The organism is Pseudonocardia sp. CA-142604, assembly GCF_050948475.1.
Classification (GTDB): domain Bacteria; phylum Actinomycetota; class Actinomycetes; order Mycobacteriales; family Pseudonocardiaceae; genus Pseudonocardia; species Pseudonocardia alaniniphila.
Window position 1 is genome coordinate 59,653 of the sequence record NZ_CP192045.1, and the last position, 25,394, is coordinate 85,046.

26 protein-coding genes are annotated in these 25,394 nt (G+C 71.4%); 14 read left to right on the forward strand and 12 right to left on the reverse strand.

Annotation, left to right across the window (positions count from 1 at the left end; genetic code table 11):
• Positions 1 to 93: 93 nt before the first annotated feature.
• Positions 94 to 1,281 carry a cytochrome P450 gene (locus ACQPZQ_RS00300; protein WP_433290788.1) on the forward strand — a complete coding sequence of 396 codons (1,188 nt, stop codon included), beginning with the start codon at positions 94 to 96 and terminating at the stop codon, positions 1,279 to 1,281.
• A gap of 103 nt (positions 1,282 to 1,384) precedes the next feature.
• On the opposite strand, the gene ACQPZQ_RS00305 is transcribed toward ACQPZQ_RS00300, so the two are convergent.
• Genes ACQPZQ_RS00305 through ACQPZQ_RS00315 form a run of 3 tightly spaced genes read right to left on the reverse strand, consistent with a single transcriptional unit; the run spans position 1,385 to position 4,243 of the window.
• Positions 1,385 to 2,104 (reverse strand): iron-sulfur cluster assembly protein, encoded by a 720-nt coding sequence (locus ACQPZQ_RS00305; RefSeq protein ID WP_433290790.1) that lies wholly within the window; start codon positions 2,102 to 2,104, stop codon positions 1,385 to 1,387.
• Complete coding sequence (locus ACQPZQ_RS00310; RefSeq protein WP_433290792.1) at positions 2,104 to 3,168, reverse strand: amidohydrolase family protein; 1,065 nt, start codon at positions 3,166 to 3,168, stop codon at positions 2,104 to 2,106. Before ACQPZQ_RS00310 ends, ACQPZQ_RS00305 begins: the two co-directional genes overlap by 1 nt.
• 46 nt (positions 3,169 to 3,214) lie before the next feature.
• Entirely contained in the window at positions 3,215 to 4,243 is a 1,029-nt protein-coding gene (locus ACQPZQ_RS00315; RefSeq protein WP_433290794.1) for an NAD(P)-dependent alcohol dehydrogenase, read from the reverse strand.
• Between the two features lie 236 nt (positions 4,244 to 4,479).
• On the opposite strand from ACQPZQ_RS00315, the gene ACQPZQ_RS00320 reads away from it, so the two are divergent.
• From ACQPZQ_RS00320 to ACQPZQ_RS00330, 3 genes are all read left to right on the forward strand, one after another.
• Entirely contained in the window at positions 4,480 to 4,947 is a 468-nt protein-coding gene (locus tag ACQPZQ_RS00320) for a DUF4442 domain-containing protein (protein WP_433290796.1), read from the forward strand.
• A gap of 272 nt (positions 4,948 to 5,219) precedes the next feature.
• Positions 5,220 to 5,879, forward strand: a complete 660-nt coding sequence (locus ACQPZQ_RS00325) for an NAD(P)-binding oxidoreductase (RefSeq protein WP_433290798.1) — start codon at positions 5,220 to 5,222, stop codon at positions 5,877 to 5,879.
• Positions 5,876 to 7,285 carry a dihydrolipoyl dehydrogenase family protein gene (locus tag ACQPZQ_RS00330; protein WP_433290800.1) on the forward strand — a complete coding sequence of 470 codons (1,410 nt, stop codon included), beginning with the start codon at positions 5,876 to 5,878 and terminating at the stop codon, positions 7,283 to 7,285. Before ACQPZQ_RS00325 ends, ACQPZQ_RS00330 begins: the two co-directional genes overlap by 4 nt.
• 2 nt (positions 7,286 to 7,287) lie before the next feature.
• Here ACQPZQ_RS00330 and ACQPZQ_RS00335 read toward each other — a convergent pair whose 3' ends face one another.
• From ACQPZQ_RS00335 to ACQPZQ_RS00355, 5 genes are read right to left on the reverse strand one after another with little or no spacing between them, the layout of a single operon-like run.
• Positions 7,288 to 8,268: a copper resistance D family protein gene (locus tag ACQPZQ_RS00335; protein ID WP_433290802.1), complete on the reverse strand. Its 981-nt coding sequence runs from the start codon at positions 8,266 to 8,268 to the stop codon at positions 7,288 to 7,290.
• Positions 8,269 to 8,279: 11 nt separating this feature from the next.
• Positions 8,280 to 8,855, reverse strand: coding sequence for a copper resistance CopC family protein (locus ACQPZQ_RS00340; RefSeq protein ID WP_433290804.1), 576 nt, complete (start codon positions 8,853 to 8,855; stop codon positions 8,280 to 8,282).
• Positions 8,852 to 9,583, reverse strand: a complete 732-nt coding sequence (locus ACQPZQ_RS00345; RefSeq protein WP_433290806.1) for a YcnI family copper-binding membrane protein — start codon at positions 9,581 to 9,583, stop codon at positions 8,852 to 8,854. The genes ACQPZQ_RS00340 and ACQPZQ_RS00345 overlap by 4 nt, the downstream gene beginning before the upstream one ends.
• Complete coding sequence (locus ACQPZQ_RS00350) at positions 9,529 to 10,155, reverse strand: hypothetical protein (RefSeq protein WP_433290808.1); 627 nt, start codon at positions 10,153 to 10,155, stop codon at positions 9,529 to 9,531. The genes ACQPZQ_RS00345 and ACQPZQ_RS00350 overlap by 55 nt, the downstream gene beginning before the upstream one ends.
• 26 nt (positions 10,156 to 10,181) lie before the next feature.
• Positions 10,182 to 10,778 carry a DUF6474 family protein gene (locus ACQPZQ_RS00355; protein WP_433290810.1) on the reverse strand — a complete coding sequence of 199 codons (597 nt, stop codon included), beginning with the start codon at positions 10,776 to 10,778 and terminating at the stop codon, positions 10,182 to 10,184.
• 174 nt (positions 10,779 to 10,952) lie between these two features.
• Here ACQPZQ_RS00355 and ACQPZQ_RS00360 point away from each other — a divergent pair, with 174 nt between their 5' ends.
• On the forward strand, positions 10,953 to 12,665 hold the full coding sequence (locus ACQPZQ_RS00360; RefSeq protein ID WP_433290812.1) for a TM0106 family RecB-like putative nuclease: 1,713 nt from the start codon (positions 10,953 to 10,955) through the stop codon (positions 12,663 to 12,665).
• Between the two features lie 79 nt (positions 12,666 to 12,744).
• Positions 12,745 to 14,532, forward strand: coding sequence for a gamma-glutamyltransferase family protein (locus ACQPZQ_RS00365; RefSeq protein WP_433290814.1), 1,788 nt, complete (start codon positions 12,745 to 12,747; stop codon positions 14,530 to 14,532).
• Between the two features lie 12 nt (positions 14,533 to 14,544).
• Here ACQPZQ_RS00365 and ACQPZQ_RS00370 read toward each other — a convergent pair whose 3' ends face one another.
• Positions 14,545 to 15,378, reverse strand: coding sequence for an NAD(P)H-binding protein (locus ACQPZQ_RS00370; RefSeq protein WP_433290816.1), 834 nt, complete (start codon positions 15,376 to 15,378; stop codon positions 14,545 to 14,547).
• A 92-nt stretch (positions 15,379 to 15,470) separates the two neighbouring features.
• Here ACQPZQ_RS00370 and ACQPZQ_RS00375 point away from each other — a divergent pair, with 92 nt between their 5' ends.
• From ACQPZQ_RS00375 to ACQPZQ_RS00390, 4 genes are all read left to right on the forward strand, one after another.
• On the forward strand, positions 15,471 to 15,872 hold the full coding sequence (locus ACQPZQ_RS00375) for a winged helix-turn-helix transcriptional regulator (RefSeq protein ID WP_433290818.1): 402 nt from the start codon (positions 15,471 to 15,473) through the stop codon (positions 15,870 to 15,872).
• Positions 15,873 to 15,918: 46 nt separating this feature from the next.
• A complete protein-coding gene (gene msrA / locus ACQPZQ_RS00380) occupies positions 15,919 to 16,587 on the forward strand; it encodes a peptide-methionine (S)-S-oxide reductase MsrA (RefSeq protein WP_433290820.1) in 669 nt (222 codons plus the stop codon).
• Between the two features lie 173 nt (positions 16,588 to 16,760).
• Positions 16,761 to 17,351 carry a TetR/AcrR family transcriptional regulator gene (locus ACQPZQ_RS00385; RefSeq protein WP_433290822.1) on the forward strand — a complete coding sequence of 197 codons (591 nt, stop codon included), beginning with the start codon at positions 16,761 to 16,763 and terminating at the stop codon, positions 17,349 to 17,351.
• 4 nt (positions 17,352 to 17,355) lie between these two features.
• On the forward strand, positions 17,356 to 17,883 hold the full coding sequence (locus tag ACQPZQ_RS00390) for a methylated-DNA--[protein]-cysteine S-methyltransferase (protein ID WP_433290824.1): 528 nt from the start codon (positions 17,356 to 17,358) through the stop codon (positions 17,881 to 17,883).
• A gap of 7 nt (positions 17,884 to 17,890) precedes the next feature.
• Here the strand turns inward: ACQPZQ_RS00390 and ACQPZQ_RS00395 are convergent, their stop codons facing one another.
• Genes ACQPZQ_RS00395 through ACQPZQ_RS00405 form a run of 3 tightly spaced genes read right to left on the reverse strand, consistent with a single transcriptional unit; the run spans position 17,891 to position 21,974 of the window.
• Positions 17,891 to 18,682, reverse strand: a complete 792-nt coding sequence (locus ACQPZQ_RS00395; RefSeq protein WP_433290826.1) for a YceI family protein — start codon at positions 18,680 to 18,682, stop codon at positions 17,891 to 17,893.
• A 5-nt stretch (positions 18,683 to 18,687) separates the two neighbouring features.
• On the reverse strand, positions 18,688 to 21,513 hold the full coding sequence (locus ACQPZQ_RS00400) for an MFS transporter (protein ID WP_433290828.1): 2,826 nt from the start codon (positions 21,511 to 21,513) through the stop codon (positions 18,688 to 18,690).
• Positions 21,513 to 21,974: a MarR family winged helix-turn-helix transcriptional regulator gene (locus tag ACQPZQ_RS00405; RefSeq protein WP_433290830.1), complete on the reverse strand. Its 462-nt coding sequence runs from the start codon at positions 21,972 to 21,974 to the stop codon at positions 21,513 to 21,515. Before ACQPZQ_RS00405 ends, ACQPZQ_RS00400 begins: the two co-directional genes overlap by 1 nt.
• 247 nt (positions 21,975 to 22,221) lie before the next feature.
• Here ACQPZQ_RS00405 and ACQPZQ_RS00410 point away from each other — a divergent pair, with 247 nt between their 5' ends.
• The 4 genes from ACQPZQ_RS00410 (at position 22,222) to ACQPZQ_RS00425 (ending at position 25,389) form a co-directional block, all read left to right on the forward strand.
• The gene (locus tag ACQPZQ_RS00410; protein ID WP_433290832.1) at positions 22,222 to 23,448 is read left to right on the forward strand and encodes a cytochrome P450; all 1,227 of its coding nucleotides are present in this window, start codon (positions 22,222 to 22,224) and stop codon (positions 23,446 to 23,448) included.
• A 31-nt stretch (positions 23,449 to 23,479) separates the two neighbouring features.
• Positions 23,480 to 23,983 carry a cupin domain-containing protein gene (locus ACQPZQ_RS00415; protein WP_433290834.1) on the forward strand — a complete coding sequence of 168 codons (504 nt, stop codon included), beginning with the start codon at positions 23,480 to 23,482 and terminating at the stop codon, positions 23,981 to 23,983.
• A gap of 71 nt (positions 23,984 to 24,054) precedes the next feature.
• Positions 24,055 to 24,495 (forward strand): hypothetical protein, encoded by a 441-nt coding sequence (locus tag ACQPZQ_RS00420; protein ID WP_433290836.1) that lies wholly within the window; start codon positions 24,055 to 24,057, stop codon positions 24,493 to 24,495.
• A gap of 18 nt (positions 24,496 to 24,513) precedes the next feature.
• Positions 24,514 to 25,389 (forward strand): Fpg/Nei family DNA glycosylase, encoded by an 876-nt coding sequence (locus ACQPZQ_RS00425; RefSeq protein ID WP_433290838.1) that lies wholly within the window; start codon positions 24,514 to 24,516, stop codon positions 25,387 to 25,389.
• Positions 25,390 to 25,394 lie beyond the last annotated feature (5 nt).

Sequence of the window (25,394 nt, forward strand, 5' to 3'; positions counted from 1 at the left end):
GCGTTTTCTGGCCTGCCTTCCGCGTTCCATGGATAGTTTCGATCTATTGCTGCAAATATCGTCGCCATGAACCCGGCGATGAGGAGAACGCGCGTGTTGAACAGGAGCCTGATCTTATCCGCCCCGTGGTCGGACTACGATCCTTACAGCGACGAAGCCCTGCTGGATCCATGGTCCGGGTATCGGGAACTACGCAATGCGGGTCCTGCCGTCTGGCTGCCCCGCTACGAGATGTTCGCGCTCGCGCGGTACGAATCCGTGCGGCGGGCGCTCGAGGACTGGGAGACCTTTCCGTCGCGCTACGGCGTGATGATGAACGACGACATGAACGAGGTCCTGCGCGGGAACACGCTGTGCACCGACGGTCCCGAGCACAGGGCGCTGCGGGACGTGCTCATCCGCCCGTTGATGCCTGGAGCGCTGCGAGATGCCCGGGCGCAGATCACGGCGGAAGCCGGAAGCGTGGTGGATCGGCTGGTGGCGCAGGGCACCTTCGACGCGGCGTCCGAACTGGCGAGCCATCTCCCGGTGACCGTCGTCTCCGAGCTGATCGGGCTTCCGGAGGCGGGCCGGGAACGGATGCTGGTGTGGGCCGAGGAGATGTTCAACTGCTTCGGTCCGATGAACGACCGCACGGCCCGTTCCTTTCCGGTCCTCAAGGAGATGGTGGGGTACGCCACCAACGAGGCGGTGCCCGGCAGGGTGAAGCCCGGCAGTTGGGCGGAGGGAATCCACGACGCGGTCGAGCGTGGCGAGGTGCCCGCCGAGGTGTGCCCGGTCCTGATGATCGACTACATGGGGCCGAGTCTGGATACCACGATCTTCGCCATCAGTAGCGCGGTGTACCTGTTCGCCACGAATCCGGACCAGTGGGACCTGGTGCGCAAGGAACCGCGATTGATGGCCAGCGCGATGAGCGAGGTGCTGCGGATGGAATCGCCGATCCAGGATTTCTCCCGATATGTGGCGCGCGATGTGGACATGGACGGCGTGGTGCTACCCGAAGGTTCGCGGGCCATCGTGTTCTACGGGTCGGGCAACCGCGACGAGCGCAAATACCCGGATCCCGACCGGTTCGACGTGCGGCGCCGCCCCGGCGACCACCTCGCGTTCGGGGCGGGCCCGCATGCGTGCGTCGGCATGAACCTCGCCCGTATCGAGATGCTCGCGTTGTTCACCGCACTGGCGGAGCGGGTGCAGCGGTTCGAGATCCTGGAGGCCGAGCCCGTTCTGCACAACATCCTTCGCGGCTTCCGGACGCTGCGGGTGAAGGTGAGCTGACCTCCCGCCACCCGCCACCCGCGGGGGTGGAGGCGCGACGAGAGCGGGGTGACCCCCCGACGTCGTACGTCGGTGGTGTCACCCCGCTGAGCAGCCGCTCGAGCTAGCGGACTGCGTCGGCGTACCTCGTCTTGAGCAGGCTCTTGCAGTACTCGCCGTTGGTCTCGATCCCGATCCGCTGCAGCCGCGCCCGCCGCAGGTGCAGCGGCACCTCGGCGGTGGTGACCCGGCTGCCGTCGGCGTGGACGAGCAGTGGCGCATCGTCGCCGTGCGCCATCCCGATCGCCGCCCGCCGCTCACGGAGCCGGTCCAGCTCCGCCGACGGCGGCACCGAGCCGAGGGTCAGCTCGGCGAGCTCGTCGGGACCGGCGCCGGCGTCGACCAGCGGCCGGGCGACGCGGTCCTGGCCTGCGAGCGCGGCCTTGCGGAGGAACTGTGCGCGCAGCTCGTCGAGTTCCGCGCCCGCCTCCTCCCCGAACGACCCGACGAACCCCGCCTGGGCGGCCACCCCGCTGTTGATCTCCGCTGAGGCGTGGTGGTCGGCCAGCGTCACGTCGGCCCGCGTGACCCCCGGCACCGCGGAGACGGCGTCGAAGGCGTCGGCGACCATCAGGAACGAGAAGTTCGGCGCGCAGAAGAAGGTGGGCAGCCGCAGGACGACGGTCGCCACGACTTCGGCAGCGCCGGTGGCGCCGCTCTCGGAGACGGTGCACGACTCGACGAAGTCGAGCTCGGTGATGGGCTCGTCCAGCTCCGGGTCGAGCACCGTCCCCAGCGCGGCCCACACCGCGTCCCGAAGCTCGGAACCGGGTGGGCTCTGCATCACGCCTGCGCCCCCGCGGCGTCCTTGACGAGCTCCTCGCCGGGCTGAAGGTCGGCTCCCGCCGTGGTGCGGATCTGGAGCTCCTCGGGAACCGGGATGTCGTAGAGCTTCGCCGCGTTGAGCCCGAGGATCTTCTTCTTCGTCTCCGTGGTGAGCTTCGCGTAGTCGGTGAATGCTTCGTCGTCCGGCATCTGCCAGTCGACGAAACCTTCGACCTGCCACTTCGGCACCCAGATGTTGTAGTCGCCGCCGAAGAGCATCTTGTCCTCGCCGACCCAGAACATGAGCTCACCGATGACCTTGGCGAAGAACTTCGGCCGGGCGTGCATCAGGCCGCCGATCACCACGGACAGACCCGCGTAGACGTTGGGCTCCTGCACCGCCATGAAGCAGAAGTCCTCGATACGCGGCAGGCCGACGTGCTCCACGATGAAGTTCAGGTCGGTGAAGTCGGTGGCGGTCTGGTCCACGTCGGCGACGTCGAACGCGTCCTTGTTGAGCGGCCAGATCGTGGGGCCCTTGTGGACATGGATGTTCTTGATGCCGAGCTCCTGGCACTTCTCCAGGAACCGGTACGACTCGGGGTCGGTGAGCTTCCAGCCCCGGGAGGCCCCGTTCCACTCCGCGGTGTAGAGCTTCACGCCCTTGAGGTTGTACTTCTCGGCGTCGGCCTCGAGCTCGGCCATGCCGGCGTCGCCGTCGCGCGGGTCGAAACGGCCGTTCACGATGAGCCGGTCACCCCACCGTTCGAGCAGCTCGGCATTCTTCGCCGCGGTGTTGAAGCCGGTGGTGTACCACTCCTTGAGGTACGTCGACTGGAAGATCGCGTAGTCGACGTGCCCCTCGGTGAACATGTCGCGCTCGAAGTCCTCGGGCGTGACCTTCAGGTACTTCTCGTAGTCCCAGTGGGTCTCGGGCGGGCCGAGCTGGTGGTAGCCGTAGAAGCAGTCGATCCAACCCTTCGCGTACTCCTCGGCTCCCGGCTTCCAGTTCTCCCGACTCGCATCCCAGAAATGGCTGTGTGAATCGACGATGAAGTATTTCTCGCCGTCCTTCTCGTACATGTGGTGGCCTCTTTCGCGTCGGTGCGGAACCAGCTGGAAATCGGTACTACGGGACGAGAATCGCGCGGCCGCGTACTCGGCCGGCGTCGAGATCGTGGAGGGCGTCGAGAGCTGCGTCGAGGGGGTACTGCTTGGTGTGCAGCGTGACCTTTCCGGCCTGCGCCAGGACCATCAGCTCGGCCAGGTCGTTGTAGGTGCCGACGATGTTTCCGATGATGTTCTTCTCGCCGGCCACGAAGTCCAGTGTCGGAATTCGCACCTCACCGCCGTAGCCGATGATGTACTGCGAACCCGCGGGTGCGGTCATCTGCCACGCGTCGTTCTCGGCGCCCTGCTCGGCCACGAAGTCGAACACGACGTCCGCGCCCTTGCCGTCGGTGAGGTCCTTGACCGCGTTGACGTGGTTGCCGTCGGCCTGCACGGTCTCGTCGGCGCCGATCTGCTTGGCCAGCGCCAGCGCGTCGGGGTTGCGGTCGACCACGATGATGCGGGTGGCAGTGAGCGCCGCCAGCGCCTGGATGCCGATGTGACCGAGCCCGCCTGCGCCCTGCACCACGGCCGTCGTGCCCGGGTAGAGGGACGGGACGGCCTTGCGCACGGCGTGGTAGGCGGTGATGCCGGCGTCGGCGAGCGCGGCGACGTCGGCGGGGTTCGTGTCGGGGTTGAGCTTCACGCATGCCCGAGCGGTGGTGCGCAGGTACTCGGCCATGCCACCGTCGTTGTCGGACAGACCGGGGAAGAACGCGTTCTCGCACTGCATGTCCCGGCCCGCCCGGCAGGCCAGGCACAACCCGCAGGAGGGCTGCGGGTGCAGGATCACCGTGTCGCCGACGGCGACGTTCGTGACGCCCTCGCCCACCTCGTGGACCCAGCCCGCGTTCTCGTGGCCGATGACGTAGGGGAGCGCGGGGTTCATGGCCTCGGCCCACTGACCCTCGAGGATGTGCAGGTCGGTGCGGCAGACCCCGGCCCCACCGATCTTCACGATCACGTCGAGCGGTCCCGCGAGCTTCGGTTCGGGGATGTCGTCGATCGACGGATCGACGTGGTACTCGTGTACCCGGACGGCCTTCACCGGCATACCTCCGTGGGGTGTCTGTCCTCGAAATCCAGCCCGCATCTCGATTCCAATCCGGGGTAGTGGCCGTCACAACCACCCCTATTCCACGGAGCGATAAAACGGACACCTCGGACGCGGTTCGGTGAGCGGATGGCCGGGTTGACCTGGGGTGGAGGCGGCGGGACGCCTCGCCCGGCGTGCCGTCGGACACCACCTGTCCGGTGGGGCTACCGGCGAGTAGGGTGATCGCCGTGGCGACGGACACGAGCTGGGTCGGCCGGGCGATGGCGCAGACGGTCCCGTGGGTCCGCAGCATGAACCTGGAGTTCGGAGAGGTCACCCCGAAGCGTGCGGTGGTGCGCCTTCCGGACGACGCCGCCGTACACAACCACGTGGGCGGACCGCACGCCGCGATGATCTTCGGGCTGGGCGAGACCGCCTCCGGTGCGATCACGATGGCGGCATTCGGTGCGCTCCTGGAGCGCGCGACGCCGCTCGTCGTCAGCAGCGAGATCCGCTACCTGCGGCTGGCCCGCGGTCCGCTCACCGCCACGGCCGTGCTCGGGCGACCCGAGGCCGATGTCCTCGCCGAGCTCGACGCCGGCACGCGGCCGGAGTTCACGGTGTCCGTCGTGATCACCGACGCCGACGGCCGTGAGACCACACACTTGTCCGTGGTCTGGACCTTGCGCCCGAACCGGCAGGCGAACCACTTCTAGTGCCGAGGAAACGGGGTCGTCTTACCCGCCTCCGGCGCCCAGACGGCGCCTCGCGGCGTTGTCGTCGGCCCCGATACAACAGCGGTATCGGCGCCTCCTCCGCCTTGCGATTGCCCGGGTGCGGGTGTCCCGCAGGGACACTGCGTCTGGACACCGGGATCCGGGCAAGAAACCCCGTTTCCGCGACACTAGAGGGCCGAACGGGGTGGCTCGGTCCCCGGGACGGGGCACTCGCCGGGCAGCCGCGGTTCGTCGCGACTACCGTCTCCGCGGTGCAGGTGGTGATCGCAGGAGCACACGGCAAGATCGGACTGCGGCTCGTGGCCTTGCTGGCCGGCCGCGGCGACGTGGTGACGGGGGTGGTGCGCAACCCGGATCACCGCGGCGATGTCGAGCAGGCGGGTGGCACCGTCGCCGTGGTCGACCTGGAGTCCGCCACCGCCGAGGAGCTCGCCGTTCACCTGACCGACGCGGACGCCGTGGTGTTCACGGCAGGCGCGGGGCCGGGGAGCGGTGTGGCCCGCAAGGACACCGTCGACAGAGCGGCTGCAGAGCTGCTGGCCGAGGCCGCGCGGTTGGCCGAGGTGCGGCGCTACCTGCTCGTCTCCTCGACCGGGGTGGACGAGCCGCTCGATCCCGGGAGGGACGAGGTGTGGGCGGCGTACGTGAAGGCCAAGAAGGCCGCCGAGGAGGCGCTGCGCGCCACGGATCTCGACTGGACGATCCTGCGGCCCGGCCGGTTGACCGACGACCCGGGCACCGGGCGGGTGCTGCTCGCCCCACCGCCGGTCGAGCGCGCTGACGTCACGCGCGACGACACCGCCGCCGTGCTGGCGGCGCTGCTCGATTCCCCGGGCAGCGTCGGGAAGGTGCTGGAGTTGCGCGAGGGCGAGGACGAGGTGCACGAGGCCGTGGCGGCGGTGTCCCGGTGAGCTCGACCTTCGACGTCGTCGTCATCGGCGGTGGACCGGTCGGTGAGAACGTCGCCGACTTCGCCATGCAGCACGGGCTCTCGACCGTGATCGTGGAGGGTGAGCTGCTCGGGGGAGAGTGCTCGTACTGGGCCTGCGTTCCGTCCAAGACTCTGCTGCGCACCGGTAACGCGGTGGCAGCCGTCCGGCGCCTGCCCGGCACCACCGTCGACTTCGACCCGGCCGCCGTGCTCGCCCGCCGCGACTACTTCACCAGCAACTGGAACGACGAGGGCCAGCTGGCGTGGGCCAGAAGCGCCGGCATCGCCGTCCTGCGCGGACACGGCCGGCTCGCCGGCGAGAAGACGGTCGTGATCGACGATGCACCCGCCGGCCCGGAGACGCTCACCGCTCGCCGTGCCGTGGTGGTGTGCACCGGGAGCGTCCCGATCAGGCCACCCGTTCCGGGCCTGGACGCCGTCCGCACGTGGAGCTCCCGTGACGCGACGGCGGCCAAGGAGATCCCGGCCCGCCTCGGCGTGCTCGGCGGCGGTGTCGTCGGCACCGAGATCGCGCAGGCGTTCCAGCGGCTCGGCTCGCAGGTCACGCTCGTGCAGCGGGGGCCCCGGCTGCTGCCGGCCGCCGAGCCGTTCGCCGGGGAGCGGGTGGCGGCGGCGCTGCGCAGCGAGGGTGTCGACGTGCGTCTGAGTCAACCGCTCGACTCGGTCTCCCCCGCGGGCGACGCGATCACGATGCACGTCGGGGGCGACTCGATCACCGTCGACGAGCTGCTTCTCGCCACCGGCCGTCGCCCGAACAGCGGGTCGGTGGGGGTCGAGACCGTCGGGCTCGAGCCGGGCAAGCCGCTCGCGGTGGACGACACCGGGCTGGTCGAGGGCGTCGACGGGGAGTGGCTCTACGCCGTGGGCGATGTCACCGGCCGGGTGCTGCTCACCCACCAGGGCAAGTACCAGGCGCGAATCGTCGGAGGCGTGATCGCGGCGCGCTCCATCGGCGAGGAGCTCGACACCCGGCCGTGGGGTGAGCACGTCACCACCGCCGACCACGTGGCGGTGCCCCAGGTGGTGTTCACCGATCCCGAGGTGGCGTTCGTGGGGCGCACGGAGTCGCAAGCCCGCGCGGCCGGGCTGAACATCCGCGTGGTCGACATCCCGATCGCCGTATCGGGCGCGGCCTTGCACGCCGACGGCTACGACGGCGAGGCGCAGCTCGTGGTCGACGAGACCAGGCGCGTTGTGGTCGGTGCGACGTTCGTGGGTCAGGACGTGGCCGAGTTGGTCCACTCTGCGACGATCGCGATCGTGGGCGAGGTGCCGATGGACCGGCTCTGGCACGCTGTGCCGTCGTTCCCGACGATCAGTGAGGTGTGGCTGCGTCTGCTGGAGGCCTACCGCACGCCGACCTGAGGTCAGGCCGACTGGGAAAGGGCAGCGGCGATCCCGAGGGTCGCGGCCATCAGCGCCGTCTCGAACCCGGCCCATCGCAGCACCGGGGTGCGCCCGGCCGCGAGCCGGCGCCTGGCCAGGCCGCCGAGGCAGGCGAGCCCCACCAGGCAGGCGGTCTTGGCGAGGACGAGCCAGCCGTAACCGGTGGTGACGAGCGCGTCCCAGCTCTGCAGCCGGATCTGCGCGGTCACCACGCCGGTCAGCGTGATCGCGATGAGGCATCCGGTGGCCAGCCGCGAGAACCGCGGGAGCACCACCTCCAGCAGGGCGCGGTGGCGCGCCACGAGCACCAGCATCGCGGCGAGCCCGCCGACCCACAGTGCCGCCGCGCCCACGTGCGCCCCCACCGTGATGATCGCGAGCTGGTGGTCGGGGGCGGAGCCTGCGTGGCCCGTCACCGCCGGGGTGATCATGCCGAGCAGCGCGGCGATCATGGGGATCCGCACCTCGATGCGATCAGGGTCGTACAGCCGGATGACGCCGCAGACGAGGACGGCGGCGGCGCAGCCGACGGTCAGCAGCATCCCCCGGCCCGCGGCGAGGTCCGTGGACCATTCCACGAGCTCGGCGGAGTTCAGCTGCGACACCGGACGGCCGAAGGCGGACGCGACCCGGAACATGATCCCGAGGATGACGAGCACGAGCCAGGCTCCGGCCAGCGGCACGAGCCACCGGTCGGCCGTGGCGTGCACCCGGGACAGGTCGCGCAGCGCGGCCCCCGGCACGGCCCGAGGCTGTGGAAGGAGCGTGCCGAGCAAGGTCAGGCCCACGCACGCCACCCCCACGACGTCCATGCCGGAGCGCGTGACGGACGTGCCGACCACCAACGACAGCGTGGAGCCGGCGAGGGCCCCGGACAGCACGCTGGCCAGGACCGCCGCCGCGACCGCGAGCCCCGCCCAGGCGGCCGGCAGCAGCTGCCGGCCGCCCTCGCGGGGACCCACGGCCGGTGGTCTCATCCCTTGGCCAGCCGCATCGCCGCGAACACACCGCCACCGACGAGCACGACCGCGCCGACGATCCACGGCCACACCGGCATGCCGCCGCCATCGTCCGGCGGGTTCGGGGCGCTCTCGGCCGCGGCAGGCGTCGGGCTCGGTGCGGTCGGGGCGCCGCCGGGAGGCGACGGGGTGGCGACCGCGGCACCGCCGGGACCGGGCGTGGTGAGGGTGAAGGCGACGCTGCCGCTCACCGGGTGGCCGTCCTCGGACACCACCCGGTAGCCGATCTCGTACCGCCCCGCCGGGCCGAGCGGGCGCACGTCGATGCTCACCGTGCCGCCGTTCGCGGTGACATCCCCCGTCTGGTACTGCGCCTGGTCCGGCCCGACCACGGTCAGCGCGGTGAAACCGGCCTGCATCGGCTCGTTGAACGTCAGGGACACGCGCTGGGGCGGTGCGGCGAGGCTTGTGCCGTCCGCCGGGTCGCTGCTCTCCAGCCGGGTGTGGGCGAACGCCTGGCCCGCCCCGAGCAGCAGCGCGAGCCCGCACAGCACGGTGAGGGCCACCGCGCGCAGCGTCCGTGAGGTCATCGGTCTCCTCCTGTCGTCCGCCGCGATCGCAGGACGGCGCCGGCACCGACGCCGAGGCCGAGCGCCCCGACGAGCAGGCCCGCGCCGCCCAGCCAGCGGGCCGTGGTGTCGGTGCCCGACGCCGGTGGGCCTGCGGCCGTGCCCGCGGCGGCGCTGGTCGGGCCACCCTCGCCGGACGCGGGCGTCAACGTGACGGAGGGAGCGGGTCGTTCCGGCTCCGACCCGTCAGCGGCCGGTGGCTGGTCCCACGCGACGACCTCGCCGTTGTCGTAGGTCTGCACGGCGGGGAGCACGAGCTGGTCGATGTTCGTCGGCAACGGGCCGAGCGACAGGGGGAAGTCGACGAACTCGCCCGGCGCGATCCGGACGCCCGGGTCAGCGGTCCACGTGACCGTCCGGACGGCCTCGGTGATCGACCGCCCGTGGCTCTCGACGGGCGGGTTCACCGGGGCCTTGGTCATCGTGGCCGTCCACCCGGGCGTCGGTGTGGTGCGAACCGAGGTGATCGGGTGGTCGGCGGGCAGGGTCACCTCGAGCTTCACGGTGCCCGCGGTGTCGGACTCGTTGGGCACGCGTAGGGAGATGACGCTGTAGCTGCCCTGCTCGGCCTGACCGGGCTGGGCGGTGACGTGGGCGAACGCGGGTGCGGCGCCGACGACGATGGCGGCCGCGGCTACCGCGGTGATGGTGCCGGCACGCAGCGCGGACCGGCGGGTGGACGAGGACATGGGTGTCTCCGGTGTGGGTTCGGTGAAGGGGCTGCTGCGCACCCCACCGGAGGACCGCGCCGGACATGCGTGACGGAGAGGGCACGGGCAAGCCGTGCGGGAACCGCGGGGCCGGGCACCGGCCGCGCGGGCAACGGCCGGTCGGCCGGGAGCGGGCGGAGGTGCCGGGGCACCACGCGCCGCACTGCGGCGACGAGCCCGGCCGACGCCGCGTCCGCGTACACCAGCACGGCGGTCAGGACGGCTGTGACCGCCGCGTGCATGCCGAACATCCCCATGCCCGACACCGTGGCCGGCCCCATGGGGAGCTGGCCCGGATGCAGCAGCACCATCAGCTGGTGCAGGACCAGCTGGCCTGCGGCGAGCGTGGTGACCGTGCCGATGATGCTGCGCCCGCGCTCGGCCACCGACATGAACACGGCCGCCAGCAGCGGGAACAGCACCACGAGCAGCGCGAGGTCGGGCACGGTGCCGCCGCCCGCGACGTGCCCGACTGCGGTGAGCAGCGTGCTCAGCACGGCCAGCGCCGCGCCGCGCACCGGACGGCGCGTGCCCGCAGTCCCGCCGCTCATGGGTACGGACCGTAGCCCGCCCTGCGTCAGGTTGTGATGCCCAGGTGGGTGAGCAGGTCGGTCTCGATACGGTCGAGCTCGCCTGCGATGGCCCGGTAGGCGGTGCGCCGGCGTGCGGAGGGCATCTGTTCGGCGGCTCGCACGGCGACGGACAGATCGGCCAGCCGGGGGCGGGTCTCCGCGGCGAACGTGCGGGCCGCAGGCGTGGGGTGCAGCTGCGACGACGACTCGAGCTCGTTCAGCGCCTCCGCCACGCGCGACAGCCGGGCGTGCAGAGCGCCACCCGGACCGGCATAGGCGGACAGCTGGCCCGGATCGACCCCGAGCCGTGCGGCGCGGTGGGCGTCCCAACGGGCCCTCGCCACTCCGGCAATGGCGAGCGCGTAGGGGGCCAGGAGCGGGGCGACGGCCTTGCCGACGCCGATGAGCCGCTTGGCCCGCGCGGCGGTCAGGGGGCGGCGGCCGTGGTCCACCTCGGCCTCGTCGTCCTTCGCCTTGCGCCGCCGTCCTTTCTCCTTTTCCTTCTTCGCCTTCGCGGGAGCCGCTGCTTCCTCGTCCGGGACCGGTGTCGCCGTGGGGTCCGCGGAGCGCGCATCGTCACCGGACCGTCGCCGGAGCCCCATCCGCTCACCCTCCTCGTGCCCGCCCGAGTGATCAGAAGGCGGTGGCCAGCAGCTTAGGGCTCGCCGTCTGCACCCGCTCCGCCGTGCCACCCGGCGCGTCCGGAAGAGGATCACCGGTTCGGGTGGTCGTGGTGGATCCGTCGACTGTCGGTGGCGGTCACTACCCTCAACCTCGTGACGGCAATCGAGAACCGGCTTTCTCCGGTGCCCGCCGATGGAACGCCCATCGGCGGGGTGTCTCTCGACGCTGCCGTCACCACGCGTTGCCGTCGGCGTGTGCACCTCGACCACGACCCCACCGCGGTCGGGTCGCCGCGATCCCTGCCCGATCCGTCGCTGGAGCAGCGCCGGGCCGACGCGGTCGCCCACCGCAACCGCATCGGTGAGGAGCTCGCGGCCGCGGCCGGGGCGGCCTGGCACGCGGTGCCTGCGCCGGCGTCCACGCGGGAGCGGATCGCGGCCACCGCCGCGGCCGTCGCCATGGAGGCCCCGTTCATCTGGGGTGCCGTGCTGTCCGACGTCGGCGCGGCAGGTCGCCGTGGTGGCGCCGAACTGCTCGTCCGCGTGCCCGGCGGCGGTTACGTGCCGGTCATCGTGGTCCGCCACCGCATCACCGACCCTGGCAGCGGTGCGCTCACCACCCCGCTCCACGAGCCCACACCCCGGCGGGCCAGGCTCGACCAGGAGCGCAAGGTGCGGTCCCAGCCGCGCGACCTGCTCCGGCTCGCCCACCTCAACCGCATGCTGCACGCCGCGGGCTGGGCGCCGGCGCCCGAACTGCTCCACCACGACCACGGCGGCGTGATCGGCATGGACGCCGACGTCGTCGTCTGGCACGACCTCCGGGCGGGCCACTGGCCCGGTGGCCGTTCCACCCTGGCCGAGTACGACGCCCGCTTCGGCGACCGCATGGCCGTCGCCGTGGCCGCGGCCACCGGCGCACCCGCGCTGGCCGCCCCGTCCCGCGTCACGGAGTGCCGCCACTGCCCCTGGTGGCCCACCTGCGAGGCCGAACTGGAGCGCACCGAGGACGTCAGCCTGGTGGTGCGCGGGGAGCCGGCTGTCGCCCTGCGCCACCTGGGCGTGCGCACCGTCGGGGATCTCGCCGCGCTCGATCCTTCCGCCGAGCCGCCGATCCCGCCCGTCGGTGTCACCTTCGCCGACATGATCGCCCTGGCTCGGGCGCGCCAGCGCGGGCTGTCGGTGGTGCGGCGGGTGCTGCAGACGCCGGTGCCGCGCGCCGACGTCGAGGTCGACGTCGACATGGAGAGCTTCGGCGAGTCGGGGGCTTACCTGTGGGGTGCGCTGCTCCACCATCCCGGCGGCGCGTTACCCGGCGACGAGCCCGCGGGCTACCGCGCCTTCGCCACCTGGGAGCCCGTGCCCACCGACGACGAGGCCCGTTCCTTCGCGGAGTTCTGGGCCTGGCTCACCGGGGTCCGGGCCGCCGCCCGCGAGAGCGGCCGCAGCTTCGCCGCCTACTGCTACAACGAGCAGGCCGAGAACCGCTGGCTGCTGGCATCCGCGCGGCGGTTCGCCGGGATGCCCGGCATCCCCCCGGTCGCCGAGGTCGAGGCGTTCATCGCCGACCCGTGCTGGGTCGATCTGTTCGCGGTGGTGAGCGAGTGGTTCCTCTGCGCCCACGGCAAGGGCCTCAAGCGCATCGCCCCGGCGGCGGGCTTCGCGTGGCGCGATCCCGAAGCCGGCGGGGAGAACTCGATGCGCTGGTACCGCGACGCCGTGGGCATGGACGGCGCACCCCCCGACGAGGGCCAGCGCAGGCGGCTTCTCGAGTACAACGCCGACGACGTGGCCGCCACCCGCGCTCTGCGGGAGTGGATGACGTCCCCGGCGATAAATGAAGTTCCGCTCGCGTCGGAGCTCTGACCAGCCACGATCATGCTGCGGGCGTGATCCCCGCCGCTCCCGGCACCCGTCATCGCGTCACACGAGCGATGATTCAGACATGTCGCCGATCAAGCACGAGCAGAGAGGCGCCAACGGCGCCGCGTCCAGCACCCACTACCTCGGCACGGCCACAGCGATGGCCGTGCTCGCGCGCGGCGGCAATGCGTTCGACGCGGCGGTCGCCGCAGGCTTCGTGCTGCAGGTCGTCGAGCCGCACCTGTGCGGACCGGGAGGCGACCTTCCCGCGGTCTTCGTCACCGCGGGCGACACCACGCCCCGCGTGCTGTGCGCGCAGGGCGTCGCGCCGGCCGCCGCCACCACCGCACATCTGCGCGACGAGCTGGGCCTGACGATCGTCCCGGGCACCGGGCTGCTGGCCCCGTGCGTGCCCGGGTCGTGGGACGGATGGCTCCTCCTGCTTCGCGACCACGGCACGATGTCGCTGGCCGAGGTGCTCGAACCCGCGCTGGGATATGCGGCGTCCGGGTTCCCGCTGGTGCCGCGGATCCCCACCACTATCGCGACGATCGCCAACCACTTCCGGGAGTTCTGGCCGACCTCGGCCGCCACCTGGATGCCCGGTGGCCAGGTGCCCACGTCCGTCCATCGCCTGCCGGCCCTCGCCGCCACCTGGCAGCGGCTCCTCGACGCAGCCTCGGCAGCGGGCGGCAACCGTGAACGCCAGATCGACGCCGCCCGGGACGCCTGGTACCGCGGCTTCGTCGCCGAGGAGATCGAGGCGTTCTCCCGCACGCCGGTGCGCGACGAGACCGGTCACGACCACGCAGGGCTGCTCACGGCCGACGACCTCGCCCGCTGGTCGGCCACTTACGAGGACGCCCTCACCGTGGAGGTCGGCGGCGGCTGGACGGTGGCGAAGGTAGGCCCGTGGTCGCAGGGTCCGGTGCTGCCGCAGACGTTGCAGCTGCTTCGCGACAGCGAGCTGCGCTACGTCGACGGCGTGGCCTCGGCCGAGACGGTGCACCAGGCGGTCGAGGCGATCAAGCTCGCGTTCGCCGACCGCGAGGCGTGGTACGGCGACAGCGCGCCCGTCCCGCTGGAGACGCTGGTGTCCGCCGAGTACGCCGCCGCCCGGCGGGCTCTGATCGACGACAAAGCGTCGCTCGAGCTGCGCCCCGGCTCACCGGACGGGCTCGAGCCGCGTCTCGCGCACTACGCGGCGCAGCCCGGCGGCCGGTCCGGTGACGGCACCAGCTGGGCAGGGCTCGGCGAGCCGACGGTCAGCCGCGAGGGCGTCATGCGCGGCGACACCGTGCACGTCGACGTCGTCGACGCCGCGGGCAACATGATCTCCGCGACGCCGTCCGGCGGGTGGCTGCAGTCCTCGCCCACCATCCCCGCACTCGGGTTCTGCCTCGGCACGCGGGCGCAGATGTTCTGGCTGGAGGACGGCCTGCCGTCGTCGCTCGTGCCCGGAAAGCGGCCGCGCACGACGCTCAGCCCGTCCCTCGGCTTGCGCGACGGTGAGCCGCGGCTCGCGTTCGGCACGCCCGGTGGCGACCAGCAGGACCAGTGGCAGCTGTGCTTCTGGCTCGCGCACACCGTCGGTGGTCTCGACCTGCAGGCCGCGATCGACTCCCCGGCGTGGCACACCACGTCGTTCCCGTCGTCGTTCGCGCCTCGGGGCTGGCAGCCGGGCGGGATCTCCGTCGAGTCGCGGCTCGGGGAAGACACCCTGGAGGAGCTACGTCGCCGCGGCCACGTCATCACCGACGCGGGCGAGTGGGCGTTGGGCCGGATGTGCGCGGTCGGCCGGGGCGACGGGCCGTTGATGCGTGCCGGTGGCGACCGCCGCAGCGGGGTCGGCGCCGCGGCGGCGTTCTGACCCGCCGGGCGATCACCTGAAGGCCGCGGCGTTCCGCACCGCCCATTCCGCGAAGGTGCGGGGCGCGCGGCCGAGCACCTGCTCGACGGCCGGGCTCACCTGCTGCTCGGCCGGCGACGGTTCGCCCAGGATCGAGAGGGTGGCGTCCACCACCACCTCGGGCATGAACCGCAGCATCTGCGCCCGTGCCTCGTCCCGGCTCTGCTCGGCGAACCGCACCGGCACGCCCAGCGCGGCGCCGATCGCCTGAGCGGCCTGCCGCGGCGAGACCGGTGCCGGTCCGGTGAGCTCGTACGTCCGGCCGGCATGGCTCCGGTCGCGCAGTGCCACCGCCGCGACCTCGGCGATGTCGGCCGGGTCGATCACGGGCAGCCCGACGTCGCCGAACGGCGCGTCGAGAGCGCGTTCCGCGCGGACCGTCGCCGCCCATGCAAAGGCGTTCGAGGCGAAGCCTCCCGGCCGCAGGACGGTGGAGGCCATGCTCGATGCCCGGACGACGTCCTCGAACGCCCGGAGGTGGGAATGCGCCACCGACTCCGGACGCGTCCCGGCGCCCTGTGAGGACAGCAGCACGACGCGACGGACGCCGGCTGCTTTCGCGACGTCGACGATCGCATGCGGGTCGATCTTCTCGCCGCTGCCTGCGACGAGGAGGAAGAGCGCCTCGGCGCCGTCGAGCACCGGGCGCAGGCTCTCCGGCTCGGCCAGGTCGGCCTGCCTGTGTGCCACGCCCTTCGGCAGCTCCGCAGGTCGCCGCGACACGGCGGTCACCTGCTCACCCGCCGCGGCGAGCATTCCCACGAGGGGCCGCCCGACGTTTCCGGTCGCTCCCGTCACCACGATCATGTTCTTCTCCTGCTCGTTCCGGAACTGCGGAGACGAACGCTAGGAAAGAGACTTACTTCCGGTAAGGACGTACCTGAACGTAAGCTCCCGACGTGGAGGGTGGAAAGCAGGTCGCGGACTGGTCGGCGTACGCGCTGAGTGACGTGTTCCACTCCGACTGCCCGGCGCGCACCGTGCTCGACCACGTCACCAGCCGCTGGGGCGTGTGGGTCCTGATGGCCCTGCGCGAGAAGGATCTGCGGTTCTACGAGCTGCGTGAGCGCATCGAGGGCGTCAGCGAGAAGATGCTCTCGCAGACGCTGCGCACCCTCGTCCGCGACGGCTTGCTCTGGCGGGCCGTGGAGCCGTCCACACCACCTCGCGTGACGTACGGGCTGACCCCGCTCGGGCGGGGCACCAGCGAGCCTCTCGCGAGCATGTTCGGGTGGATCCGGGAGCACGCGGTCGAGATTCTGTCCACACAGGACGAGTTCGATCGGAACAGCCGAGCCTGACATTCGGCGCGGTCCGGCGGTCGCATCCGGGCGTAATCTGGACCACATGGCCCTGTTCGGACGTGACAAGTCACAGATGATCACCGCCGACCAGGCGTTGCAGGGCCGCTCCACACCGTTGCGCGTGCCGACGGAGCACTTCGTGAACGGCCATCGCATCCAGCAACCGTTCCCGGACGGCCTGCGGACGGCGGTGTTCGGCATGGGTTGTTTCTGGGGCGCGGAGCGCATCTTCTGGCAGACACCCGGCGTGTACTCCACGGCCGTCGGGTACGCGGGTGGGTTCACCGAGAACCCGACGTACGAGGAGGTGTGCTCGGGCCTCACCGGGCACGCCGAGGTCGTGCTCGTCGTGTTCGACCCCGCCCAGATCAGCTACGAGACGCTGCTCAAGCTGTTCTGGGAGGGCCACAACCCCACACAGGGCATGCGGCAGGGCAACGACCGTGGCACGCAGTACCGCTCCGCCCTCTACTACGTGGACGACGCACAGCGTGAGCTCGCCGAGAGCACCGCCGAGGCGTACGGCGGCGCCCTCAAGGCCTCCCGCTACGGGGAGATCACCACCGAGATCGCTCCGCTCATGCAGTTCTACTACGCCGAGGACTACCACCAGCAGTACCTCGCCAAGGTTCCCGACGGCTACTGCGGCATCGGTGGCACGGGTGTGTGTCTCAGCGACCGGCCCGACGTGGAGCTTCCTCCCACCCGGTAGCGGGCAAGATCGCCGCGAGATCTGCCTATGCGCCCTTGCGAGGGCGTAAACCCGGATCTGGGAACGATCACGAGGCGAGTTAACTTGATGTTGTAACGTCTCACTGGAACGACGTTCCAGTGGAGGATTCCATCGTTACACGCAGGCGTAACGCAGTCCGTGCCGAGCGGGCGATGGCAACCCGTTCGCGCGTCGTCGAGGCGGCAGGCCCGCTGTTCGTCCGCGACGGCTACCTCGAGACCACGATGGCGGGCATCGCTCGTGCGGCCGGCGTGGCGGTGCAGACGCTGTACCTGTCCTTCGGCAGCAAGGTGGCCGTCTTGGAGGCGGCGTTGGGCTTCGGGCCCGAGGACCCGCCCGCCGAGTCCGTGGAGCTGCTTCGGGCCGAGCCCGACGGGATCGTCGCGCTGGGGCACTACGTGGCGGCCACGGTGGCGGTCATCGAGCGGCGACACCCACTCGACGTGGTGTTGCGTGCCGCGGCTGCCGACCCGGAGCTGGCCGAGCTGCTCGGCCGCACGCGGCGCGCGGTGCTCGCCCAGCATGCGCAGGCTGTCGACGAGCTCGCCGAGAAGCCGGGCTTCACCGACCGGATCTCGCTGCAGCGGGCAACCGACGTGATCGCCGCGTTGCTGTCGCCGGAGACCTACGGGCTGCTCGTGGTGGGGCAGGGCTGGGCGCCCCCGGACTGGGCGGAGTGGGTGTGCCTGCACCTGGCGGCCGATCTCTTCCCCGCGGTCGCTGCGGAGCCGGTGCCACACTGACGTCATGGCCGTTGTCCGCAGCACCGTCCCCGCGCCCGGGCCGATCGGCGCGCTCACGCTCGGCGTCACCACGGCCGGTCTCGCCGTGGTGGTGTTCGGCGATCATCCGGAGACGGTGGAGCGGATGGCTGCCCGGCTCGGGGAACCGGTGGTGGACGGCGACGGGGGTCCGGCGGCCGACCAGCTCACCGAGTACCTCGCCGGGAGCCGGCGGACGTTCGACGTGCCGCTGGACTGGAGCCTCACCCGCGGGTGGCAGCGGCAGGTGTTGCAGACGTTGTACGAGACCGTGCGGTTCGGCAGCACGGTGACCTACGGGGAATTGGCCTCACGGAGCGGCGGGCAGGGGTACACGGCCGCTCGGGGTGTCGGGTCGATCATGGGGTCGAACCCGCTGCCGGTGGTGGTGCCGTGTCACCGGGTGCTCGGGTCGGACTCCCTGGGCGGCTTCGGCGGCGGCCGGGCCACCAAGGAATGGCTGCTTGCGCTGGAGGGGGTGCTCACCCCGGCCCTCGACTTCGGGCCGGGGTGAGCCCCGCTCAGCTGCGTACTGCCTGGATGTCGATGTCGATCCGCAGCGTGCGGCCAACGGCCAGCAGCCCGGCGAGCACCGACTGGTTCCAGTCGATGGCGAAGTCGTCGCGCGACACCTCGGCGGTCGCCGAGAACGCCGCGCGCACGCCGCCCATGAGGTCGGGCCCCGTGCCGTGGAACTCGACCTGCAGTGGCACCGGCGCGCTCACGCCCTTGATCGTGAGCACACCGTCGACGATCCAGTGCGTGTGGTCGACCCGCCGCAGACCGTCGCTCTTGTAGCGGATCTCCGGGTAGCGCAGCGCGTCGAGGAAGTCGGCGCTGCGCAGGTGCTCGTCGCGCATCTCGTCGGCGGTGTCCACGCCCGTGGGGTCGATGAGCACCTCGACCGAGCTGTTCTCGAGCGGGTCGGCGATCTGCACCTGACCGCTGAAGCGGCGCAGCCGACCGTGAATCCGGCTCATTCCGATGTGCAGCGCGGTGGCCTGGATGCTCGAGTGCACAGGGTCGATCACCCACGTGCCCGGGGCGGGCAGGACCGCCAGCCCCGCTCGGTTGAGCTCCAGGACCCCGAGCGCGGTGACCGGCTCGGCCCCGACGGAGACGGTGCGGGCCAGCGGGTCGTGCCCCGGCGCGGCCACGATCAGCGTGTACGGCCCGGCAGGCACCCCGTCGAGGACGATCCGCCCGTCAGGGCCGCTCGTGCCCCGAGCGCGCTGCACACCGCCCGCGTCGACCGCTGTGAGCGTGCCACCGGCCACCGGCCAGCCGTCGAGGGTGGTCAGCTGACCCGTCACCGTGCTCACCTCACACCACCCGCGTCGAAGGGCTCGAAGAGCGGCTCGGCTGGCGGGGTCGCCTGCGGGGTGGCGGCCGGGTTCGGAGCACCGAGCTCCACCACCGTGGAGGCCTGCGTGCCCGCCGTGACCTGCACCATCTGCGCGACCGGCGCGTAACCGCTCGCGGTGAGGGTGTAGACGCCCTCGGCGAGGTCCTCGAACACGAACGAGCCGTCGGGACCGGTCACCGTCGAGCCGACGACCATGCCGGAGCCGTCCACGAGCGTGGCGATCGCCTCGGGCACGCCGCGCCCGTTGCTCGCCGCGGTGACGGTGCCGAGTAGGCGTGAACGTCGCGGTAGCTCGAGGTCGCACTCCACCGTCGCACCCACGTCGAGACGCACGCTCACTGCGACCGGCTGGTGGCCGGGGCTCGCGGCCGTCAGCGTGTAGCTGCCGTCGGGAACGCCGATCAGCTGGAAGCGGCCGTCGGCGTCGGTGACCCGCGCCGCGGCCACGTCGCCGCGCACGTCGATCAGCGTGACCGCCGCTCCGGCCACCATGCGGCTGCCCGTGGCCGGGTCGGGGGTGCTCACGGTGCCGACCACGGCGCTGGCGCCGCTGAGCGCCACGTCGTGGCGGGTCGGCGTGCCGCCGACGGCGACCATGGCCGCGTGCGGCTGGTAGGTGCCGCCCGCGGCGACCACGAGGAAGGTGCCGCCGGTGCGCAGGTCCACGCGGTAGTACCCGTCCTGGCCCGTCGTGGTGCGTGCCTCCTGACGGCCGGCGGGGTCGGCGACGGTCACGACGACCTGCGGCAGACCCATCCCGTCGGCGCGGGCGACCGTGCCGTACACGGCGGGGCCGTTGTCGGCGGTGTAGGCCGGACGCTCGGCGGGAGCCGCGGCCGGGTAGGCAGCGGGGTAGGCGGAGACCGCGGGCTCGCGGCGCGGCAGCGGGTCAGCGGCGTGGTGTCCGTTGGGCTGCGCGTGACCGTTGCCGTTGCCGTTCGCGGCGACGACGGCGGCGAGCGGGGTGGTCTCCTGCGTCAGCAGGGCGTGCCGCCCGCCGCCCCCGTTCCGGGCGGCGGTGGTGGTGAGGTTCTCGTTCAGCTCCTGCGCAGCGTCGGCGGTCAGGGGAGCCGCGGCCGGCCCCGCCTCGGCCAGCGCCGCGTCCTCCATCGCCCTGGCCTGTGCACCGGACATCGTGCGCAACGGAAGCTCCTTGACGAACAACACGATGAAGAAGGCGATGGCCAGCACGATCGCGACGATGATGAAGGTGAAGGCCATCGAGTCGGCGAAACCGGCGAGGAACGGCCGGGCCAGCCGCGGGTCGATGGTCTGCAGGAACGAGGAGTCGGCAAGGACGTTCGACGCTCCGCCGTCACCGCCGCCGGTCAGCGAGGCGATCACCGGGGCGTTGGCCGGGTTGGCGCGCACAGCGGGATCGGTGAGCGCCTGCTGGAACTCCGGCGTCCCGGCGGCCTTGCGGAACTGGTCGGCGATGTTGCCGGTGACCGTGCTGAACACGACCGACAGGAAGACCGCCACACCGACCGTGCCGCCCATCTGGCGGAAGAACGTGGTGGAGGCGGTTGCGACGCCCATGTCCCGCGGGGGCACCGCGTTCTGCACCGCGAGCACCAGGGTCTGCATCGACAGGCCGAGCCCGAGGCCGAACATCAACATGTAGAGGTCGAACTCCCACAGCGGGATGTCGACGCTGATGCGGAAGTGCAGGAGCACCGTGGCGCCGACCATCAGCGCGGTGCCGATGATCGGGAAGATCTTGTAGCGCCCCGTGCGCGAGGTGATCTGGCCGGAGACGATGGACGAGACCATGATCCCGCCGACGAGCGGGAGCATGAGGAAGCCGGCCTCGGTGGGGCTGGCCCCGCGCACGATCTGCAGGAACTGCGGCAGCAGCGAGATGCCGCCGAACATGCCCGCGCCGATCACGACACCGGCGATGTTCGACAACGCGAAGACGTTGTTGCGGAACAGCCGCAGCGGAAGCAGCGCGTCGTCGCCGTAGTGCCGCTCGGCCACGAGGAGCAGGACGAGACCGACGACGCCGATCAGGTAGCAGACGAGCGCGTCAGTGGAGGCCCAGCCCCACTCGCGACCCTGCTCGGCGACGATGAGCAGCGGCACGAGGAAGACCGCGAGCAGCACGGCGCCAGGCCAGTCGATCCGGTGCGGGCGCGGCGTGTGCGGCATGGTCAGCACCCGCGCGACGACGATCAGCGCGATGGCACCGATCGGCACGTTCACCAGGAAGATCCAGCGCCACCCGTCGATTCCGGCGATCATGGCCTGGCCCGAGAACAGGCCGCCGATCACCGGTCCGAGCACGCTGGACGTGCCGAACACGGCGAGGATGTAGCCCTGGTAGCGGGCCCGTGCCCGGGGCGGCACGATGTCGCCGAGGATCGTCAGCGCCAGCGAGAAGAGACCGCCCGCGCCGAGGCCCTGCACCGCGCGGAAGGCCGCGAGCTGGTACATCGACCCGGCGAAGGTGCACATCACCGAGCCGACGATGAAGATCGTGATGGCGGTCAGGAACAGCGGCTTGCGGCCGTAGATGTCCGACAGCTTCCCGTACAGCGGCGTGGTGATCGTGCTGGTGATCAGGAACGCGGTGGTTGCCCACGCCTGGAGGCTCAGCCCGCCGAGGTCGTCGGCGATGGTGCGGATCGCGGTCGAGACGACCGTCTGGTCCAGGGCGGCCAGGAACATCCCCAGGGCGAGGCCTGTGAGGATCGTCAGCACCTGGCGGTGACTCAGCTCGCCCGATGGTGCCGTTTCGGCCCTGGGGACGGGCTCGGCGGCAACTTGGGTGGACATCAGTTCTCTCCTCCTGGGCGGCGGCTGACCCGCCGGCCCGCATCCAATACGTCGTCGGCGAAGCGGCCGAGTAGCTCGGCGAGGCGTCGGCGGGACTCCACCGGCCAGCCGGCCAGCACCGACGCGACGAGCTCGACGCGCTTGCGTCGTCCGTGCTCACAGAGCTGAGCCCCTGCCGGCGTCACTGCCAGCAGGTGGGCGCGGCCGTCGAGGGGGTCGGGACGTCGCTCGACGAGGCCTGCGGCCACGAGCTCCGCGACCTTGCGGCTCACCGTCGACTGGTCCGTGCCCACGGCGTCGGCGATGGCGCTCACTCGTTGCGGGCCCTGCTCGATCAGGTGGACGAGGACATGAGTCACTGCGATGTCACCGCGGTGCCTGCGCAGCGAGGTGACGATCCGGCTCAGCTCGCCGACCTCCTGGGCGATGCGGTCGGCGACAAGGAGGTCCTCCTCGCCCATCACGTGCCCTCGACCTTCTGTTTGTCTCGGCTTTACCAAGCGTTGTTTGTAACAAGCAACAACTTGCTTGGGCCAAGCATGCGCGGGCGGATCGAGATCGGCAAGTCGATATCGGGTCTGCTGCCGTGATTCCGCACACCACGGCCTCCCTGCGGATGTGGGCGCGGGTATGAAGCAGCGGCCGAGCTGTCCAGGCCGTGCTGCTCTGGTGGGTCATGCCTCGCCCGACCGGTGTATCCAGATACCCATGGCCGACGTGTTCGACCCTCGGACGTTCGCGCGTGGGGTGCCCCACAAGGATCTGCAGCTGTTGCGGGACACCGACCCGGTGAGCTGGCAGGACGAGCCGGAGGTCGGCGTCTGGCCGTCGGGTCCGGGGTACTGGGCCGTCACCCGTTACGCGGACGTGCGGCACGTTCTGCGCTCTCCCGCGCACTTCTCCTCGTCGCTGGGCGCCACCCAGATCCGCGACCCCGACCCCGCGGACCTGCCGTTCATCCGTCAGATGATCCTCAACATGGACCCGCCCGAGCAGCTGCGCCTGCGCCGATTGGTCACCGGTGCGTTCACCCGGCGCAGGTTGGAGCAGCAGGCCGAGGTGGTTCGGGCGCGGGCCGCGGCGCTGCTGGGTGCGGTGGCCGAGCGGGGCCGCTGCGACCTGCCCCGGGAGGTCACCGACGACCTGCCGTTGCAGAACCTCGCAGATCTGCTCGGCGTGCCGGCCGCGGATCGGGCGCTGCTGCTCGAGTGGACCAACCGCGTGATCGGCTACCAGGATCCGGAGCACGGGCACGTGGTCACGGATGCGGATGGGCGTCCGATCAACCCGCGCTCACCGGCGATGCTCGCCGACATGTTCGGCTACGCGGAGGAACTGGCCGAGCGCAAGCGCCGGGAGCCGGCCGATGACGTGATGACGGCGCTGGTGCAGGCCGAGGTCGAGGGCGAGCGGCTGACCGACGCCGAGCTGAAGATGTTCTTCTTCCTCCTGGTGATCGCGGGGAACGACACCGTGCGCAGCGCGCTTCCCGGCGGGGTGCTCGCGCTGGTGCGCAATCCGGAGGCGTACCGGCGGTTGCGGGCCGATCCGTCGTTGCTGCCCTCGGCGATCGAGGAGATGTTGCGGGTGCATCCGCCGGTGCTGACGTTCCGGCGTACGGCCGGCCGTGACCAGGAGCTGTCCGGCCGCCGGATCGCGGCGGGCGACAAGGTGGTCGTCTATCACGTCTCGGCGAACTTCGACGAGCGCCGGTTCCCCGATCCGTTCCGGTTCGACATCGAGCGCGACGACAACGATCACCTTGCGTTCGGACAGGGTCCGCACCAGTGCCTCGGCGCTGCGTTCGCCCGGTTGCAGATGCGTGAGTTCTTCAGCGAGTTCCTGCGATTGCCGCAGGTCGAGCTCGACGGCGAGCCGCGCAGGCTGGTCTCGAACTTCATCAACGGGCTCACCAGCCTCCCACTGCGCTGGTAGGTCCCTTTCGTCCCGCCGATACCCTCTGTGGGTGAGCAGAACTGGGCCCCGTCTCGCGGCGGTGGTGGGGCTGGCCGCCGTGGTGCTGACCGGCTGCGCTCAACCGGGGCAGCTGGGCCACCCGGGCCCCGAGCCCCTTGCGACCGTGCTCGCGGCCCCGTCAGCTCCGGTGATGCCGCCGCCACCCACGGGCCCGGTTCTGATCGGTAGTGGGCGCGTCGAGGAGCGGGTGAACATCCGAACCACCGCACCGGCCGAGTACGCCGTGGCGACCATCGTGCTGCGTCCCGGCGAGTCCACGGGATGGCACCGTCATGACGGCCCGGAGTTGACGGCCGTGCGCTCGGGCGAGATCACGGTGCTGCGTGAGGACGACTGCGAGCCGACCCGCTACTCACCGGGCGAGGCCGTGTTCTTCCCCGACGGCCAGCCCCATCTCATCCGCAACGACGGGCGCGTCCCCGCGGAGCTGATGGTCACCAGCCTGCTAGCCCCGGGCGCGCCATCACAGACCCCCGTCGCACCCGCCTGCTGAGGGACAACACCGGGGCCCCAAGTTGTGGGAAAGTGGACGTTGCACGGGCCCGACTCACGACGGCGGGGAACATGGGGAGCAGGACGGTGGCGGGTGTCGACGGGCGAATGTGGTCCGTACGCCGCAACATCGAGTGGTCGCTTCCGGCCACAGGCGACGACTTCGAGCACGACGTCGACGGCGGCCGGGGTGCCGCGGTCCTCATCTTGTCGGCATTGTTCTTCTTCTGGGTGGTCGTCATCGTGTGGGCTCCCGCACAGGTGCACATCCCCTGGTTCCTGTGGGCGGTCGCCCTCCTCGTGGTGGGGTTCTTCCCGGTGCGGTGGTATCTCCGCAGGCCGTGGACGGTCGTCGCCGAGACGGCCGGCAACTACGACCTCCCCGCCGAGAAGTGGACGGGGCTCGTGCGGGGTGGGTCGAAGGCCAAGGAGGAGCTGCGCATCGTGGTGCGCAGGCTGCGCATGCAGGGCACGCCCGCGCACGCCGACAGCCCTCTGCAACCGGTGAACTAGGCCTCCGGGAGCCAGCGGATGCCCGAGCTGCCCGAGGTCGAGGCGCTGGCTCACCACCTGCGCGAGCACGCGCTCTACCGGCCCGTCGCCCGCGTGGACGTGGCGAGCATGAGCGCGGTCAAGACCTTCGACCCTCCGGTGTCGGCGCTGGTCGGACGCGTTGTCACGGGTGCGGCCCGGTACGGGAAGTTCCTCGCCGTCGAGTTCCAGGACCGGCCGGACGACCCTCTGCACCTCGTGGTGCACCTCTCCCGGGCGGGCTGGATGCGCTGGCACGACTCCGCGTCCACCACCCCGCCCAAGCCGGGCCGCGGGCCACTCGAGCTGCGTCTGCACCTCGACGCCGTGGGCGGCCCGGGGTTCGACCTCACCGAGGCCGGCACCCAGAAGCGGCTCTCGGTCTACCTCGTGCACGACCCCCAGGAGGTCCCCGGTATCGCGCGGCTCGGCCCGGACGCGCTCGCGCTCACACGTGAGGAGTTCGCGGCGGTGCTCACCGGGCGAAGCGAGCGGCTCAAGACGCTGCTCGTGGAACAGCAGGCGATCGCCGGCATCGGCAACGCCTACAGCGACGAGATCCTGCACACCGCGAAGCTCTCGCCCTACGCCGCCTCGGGCCGGCTGAAGGCCGAGCAGATCGACGAGCTGTACGCGGCGATGCGCTCCGTGCTCACCGACGCCGTCGATCGTTCGGTGGGTCAGGGTGCGGCACAGCTCAAGGGGGAGAAGCGCTCTGGCCTGCGCGTGCACGCCCGCACCGGCCTGCCGTGCCCCGTCTGCGGCGACACCGTGCGGGAAGTGTCGTTCGCCAGCAAGTCCTTCCAGTACTGTCCCGGCTGCCAGACCGGCGGCAAGCCCCTCGCCGACCGGCGGCTGTCGCGGCTGGTGAGGTAGGAAAA

Excerpts from the sequence above, each read along its gene's own strand:
- ACQPZQ_RS00410 (WP_433290832.1), top strand. The coding sequence starts at position 22,222 with ATGGCCGACGTGTTCGACCCTCGGACGTTCGCGCGTGGGGTGCCCCAC.
- ACQPZQ_RS00400 (WP_433290828.1), bottom strand. The coding sequence starts at position 21,513 with ATGTCCACCCAAGTTGCCGCCGAGCCCGTCCCCAGGGCCGAAACGGCA.
- ACQPZQ_RS00355 (WP_433290810.1), bottom strand. The coding sequence starts at position 10,778 with ATGGGGCTCCGGCGACGGTCCGGTGACGATGCGCGCTCCGCGGACCCC.
- ACQPZQ_RS00420 (WP_433290836.1), top strand. The coding sequence starts at position 24,055 with ATGGGGAGCAGGACGGTGGCGGGTGTCGACGGGCGAATGTGGTCCGTA.
- ACQPZQ_RS00305 (WP_433290790.1), bottom strand. The coding sequence starts at position 2,104 with ATGCAGAGCCCACCCGGTTCCGAGCTTCGGGACGCGGTGTGGGCCGCG.
- ACQPZQ_RS00365 (WP_433290814.1), top strand. The coding sequence starts at position 12,745 with ATGTCGCCGATCAAGCACGAGCAGAGAGGCGCCAACGGCGCCGCGTCC.
- ACQPZQ_RS00405 (WP_433290830.1), bottom strand. The coding sequence starts at position 21,974 with ATGGGCGAGGAGGACCTCCTTGTCGCCGACCGCATCGCCCAGGAGGTC.
- ACQPZQ_RS00385 (WP_433290822.1), top strand. The coding sequence starts at position 16,761 with ATGGCAACCCGTTCGCGCGTCGTCGAGGCGGCAGGCCCGCTGTTCGTC.
- ACQPZQ_RS00340 (WP_433290804.1), bottom strand. The coding sequence starts at position 8,855 with ATGACCTCACGGACGCTGCGCGCGGTGGCCCTCACCGTGCTGTGCGGG.
- ACQPZQ_RS00345 (WP_433290806.1), bottom strand. The coding sequence starts at position 9,583 with ATGTCCTCGTCCACCCGCCGGTCCGCGCTGCGTGCCGGCACCATCACC.
- ACQPZQ_RS00350 (WP_433290808.1), bottom strand. The coding sequence starts at position 10,155 with ATGAGCGGCGGGACTGCGGGCACGCGCCGTCCGGTGCGCGGCGCGGCG.
- ACQPZQ_RS00390 (WP_433290824.1), top strand. The coding sequence starts at position 17,356 with ATGGCCGTTGTCCGCAGCACCGTCCCCGCGCCCGGGCCGATCGGCGCG.
- ACQPZQ_RS00425 (WP_433290838.1), top strand. The coding sequence starts at position 24,514 with ATGCCCGAGCTGCCCGAGGTCGAGGCGCTGGCTCACCACCTGCGCGAG.
- ACQPZQ_RS00310 (WP_433290792.1), bottom strand. The coding sequence starts at position 3,168 with ATGTACGAGAAGGACGGCGAGAAATACTTCATCGTCGATTCACACAGC.
- msrA (WP_433290820.1), top strand. The coding sequence starts at position 15,919 with ATGGCCCTGTTCGGACGTGACAAGTCACAGATGATCACCGCCGACCAG.
- ACQPZQ_RS00370 (WP_433290816.1), bottom strand. The coding sequence starts at position 15,378 with ATGATCGTGGTGACGGGAGCGACCGGAAACGTCGGGCGGCCCCTCGTG.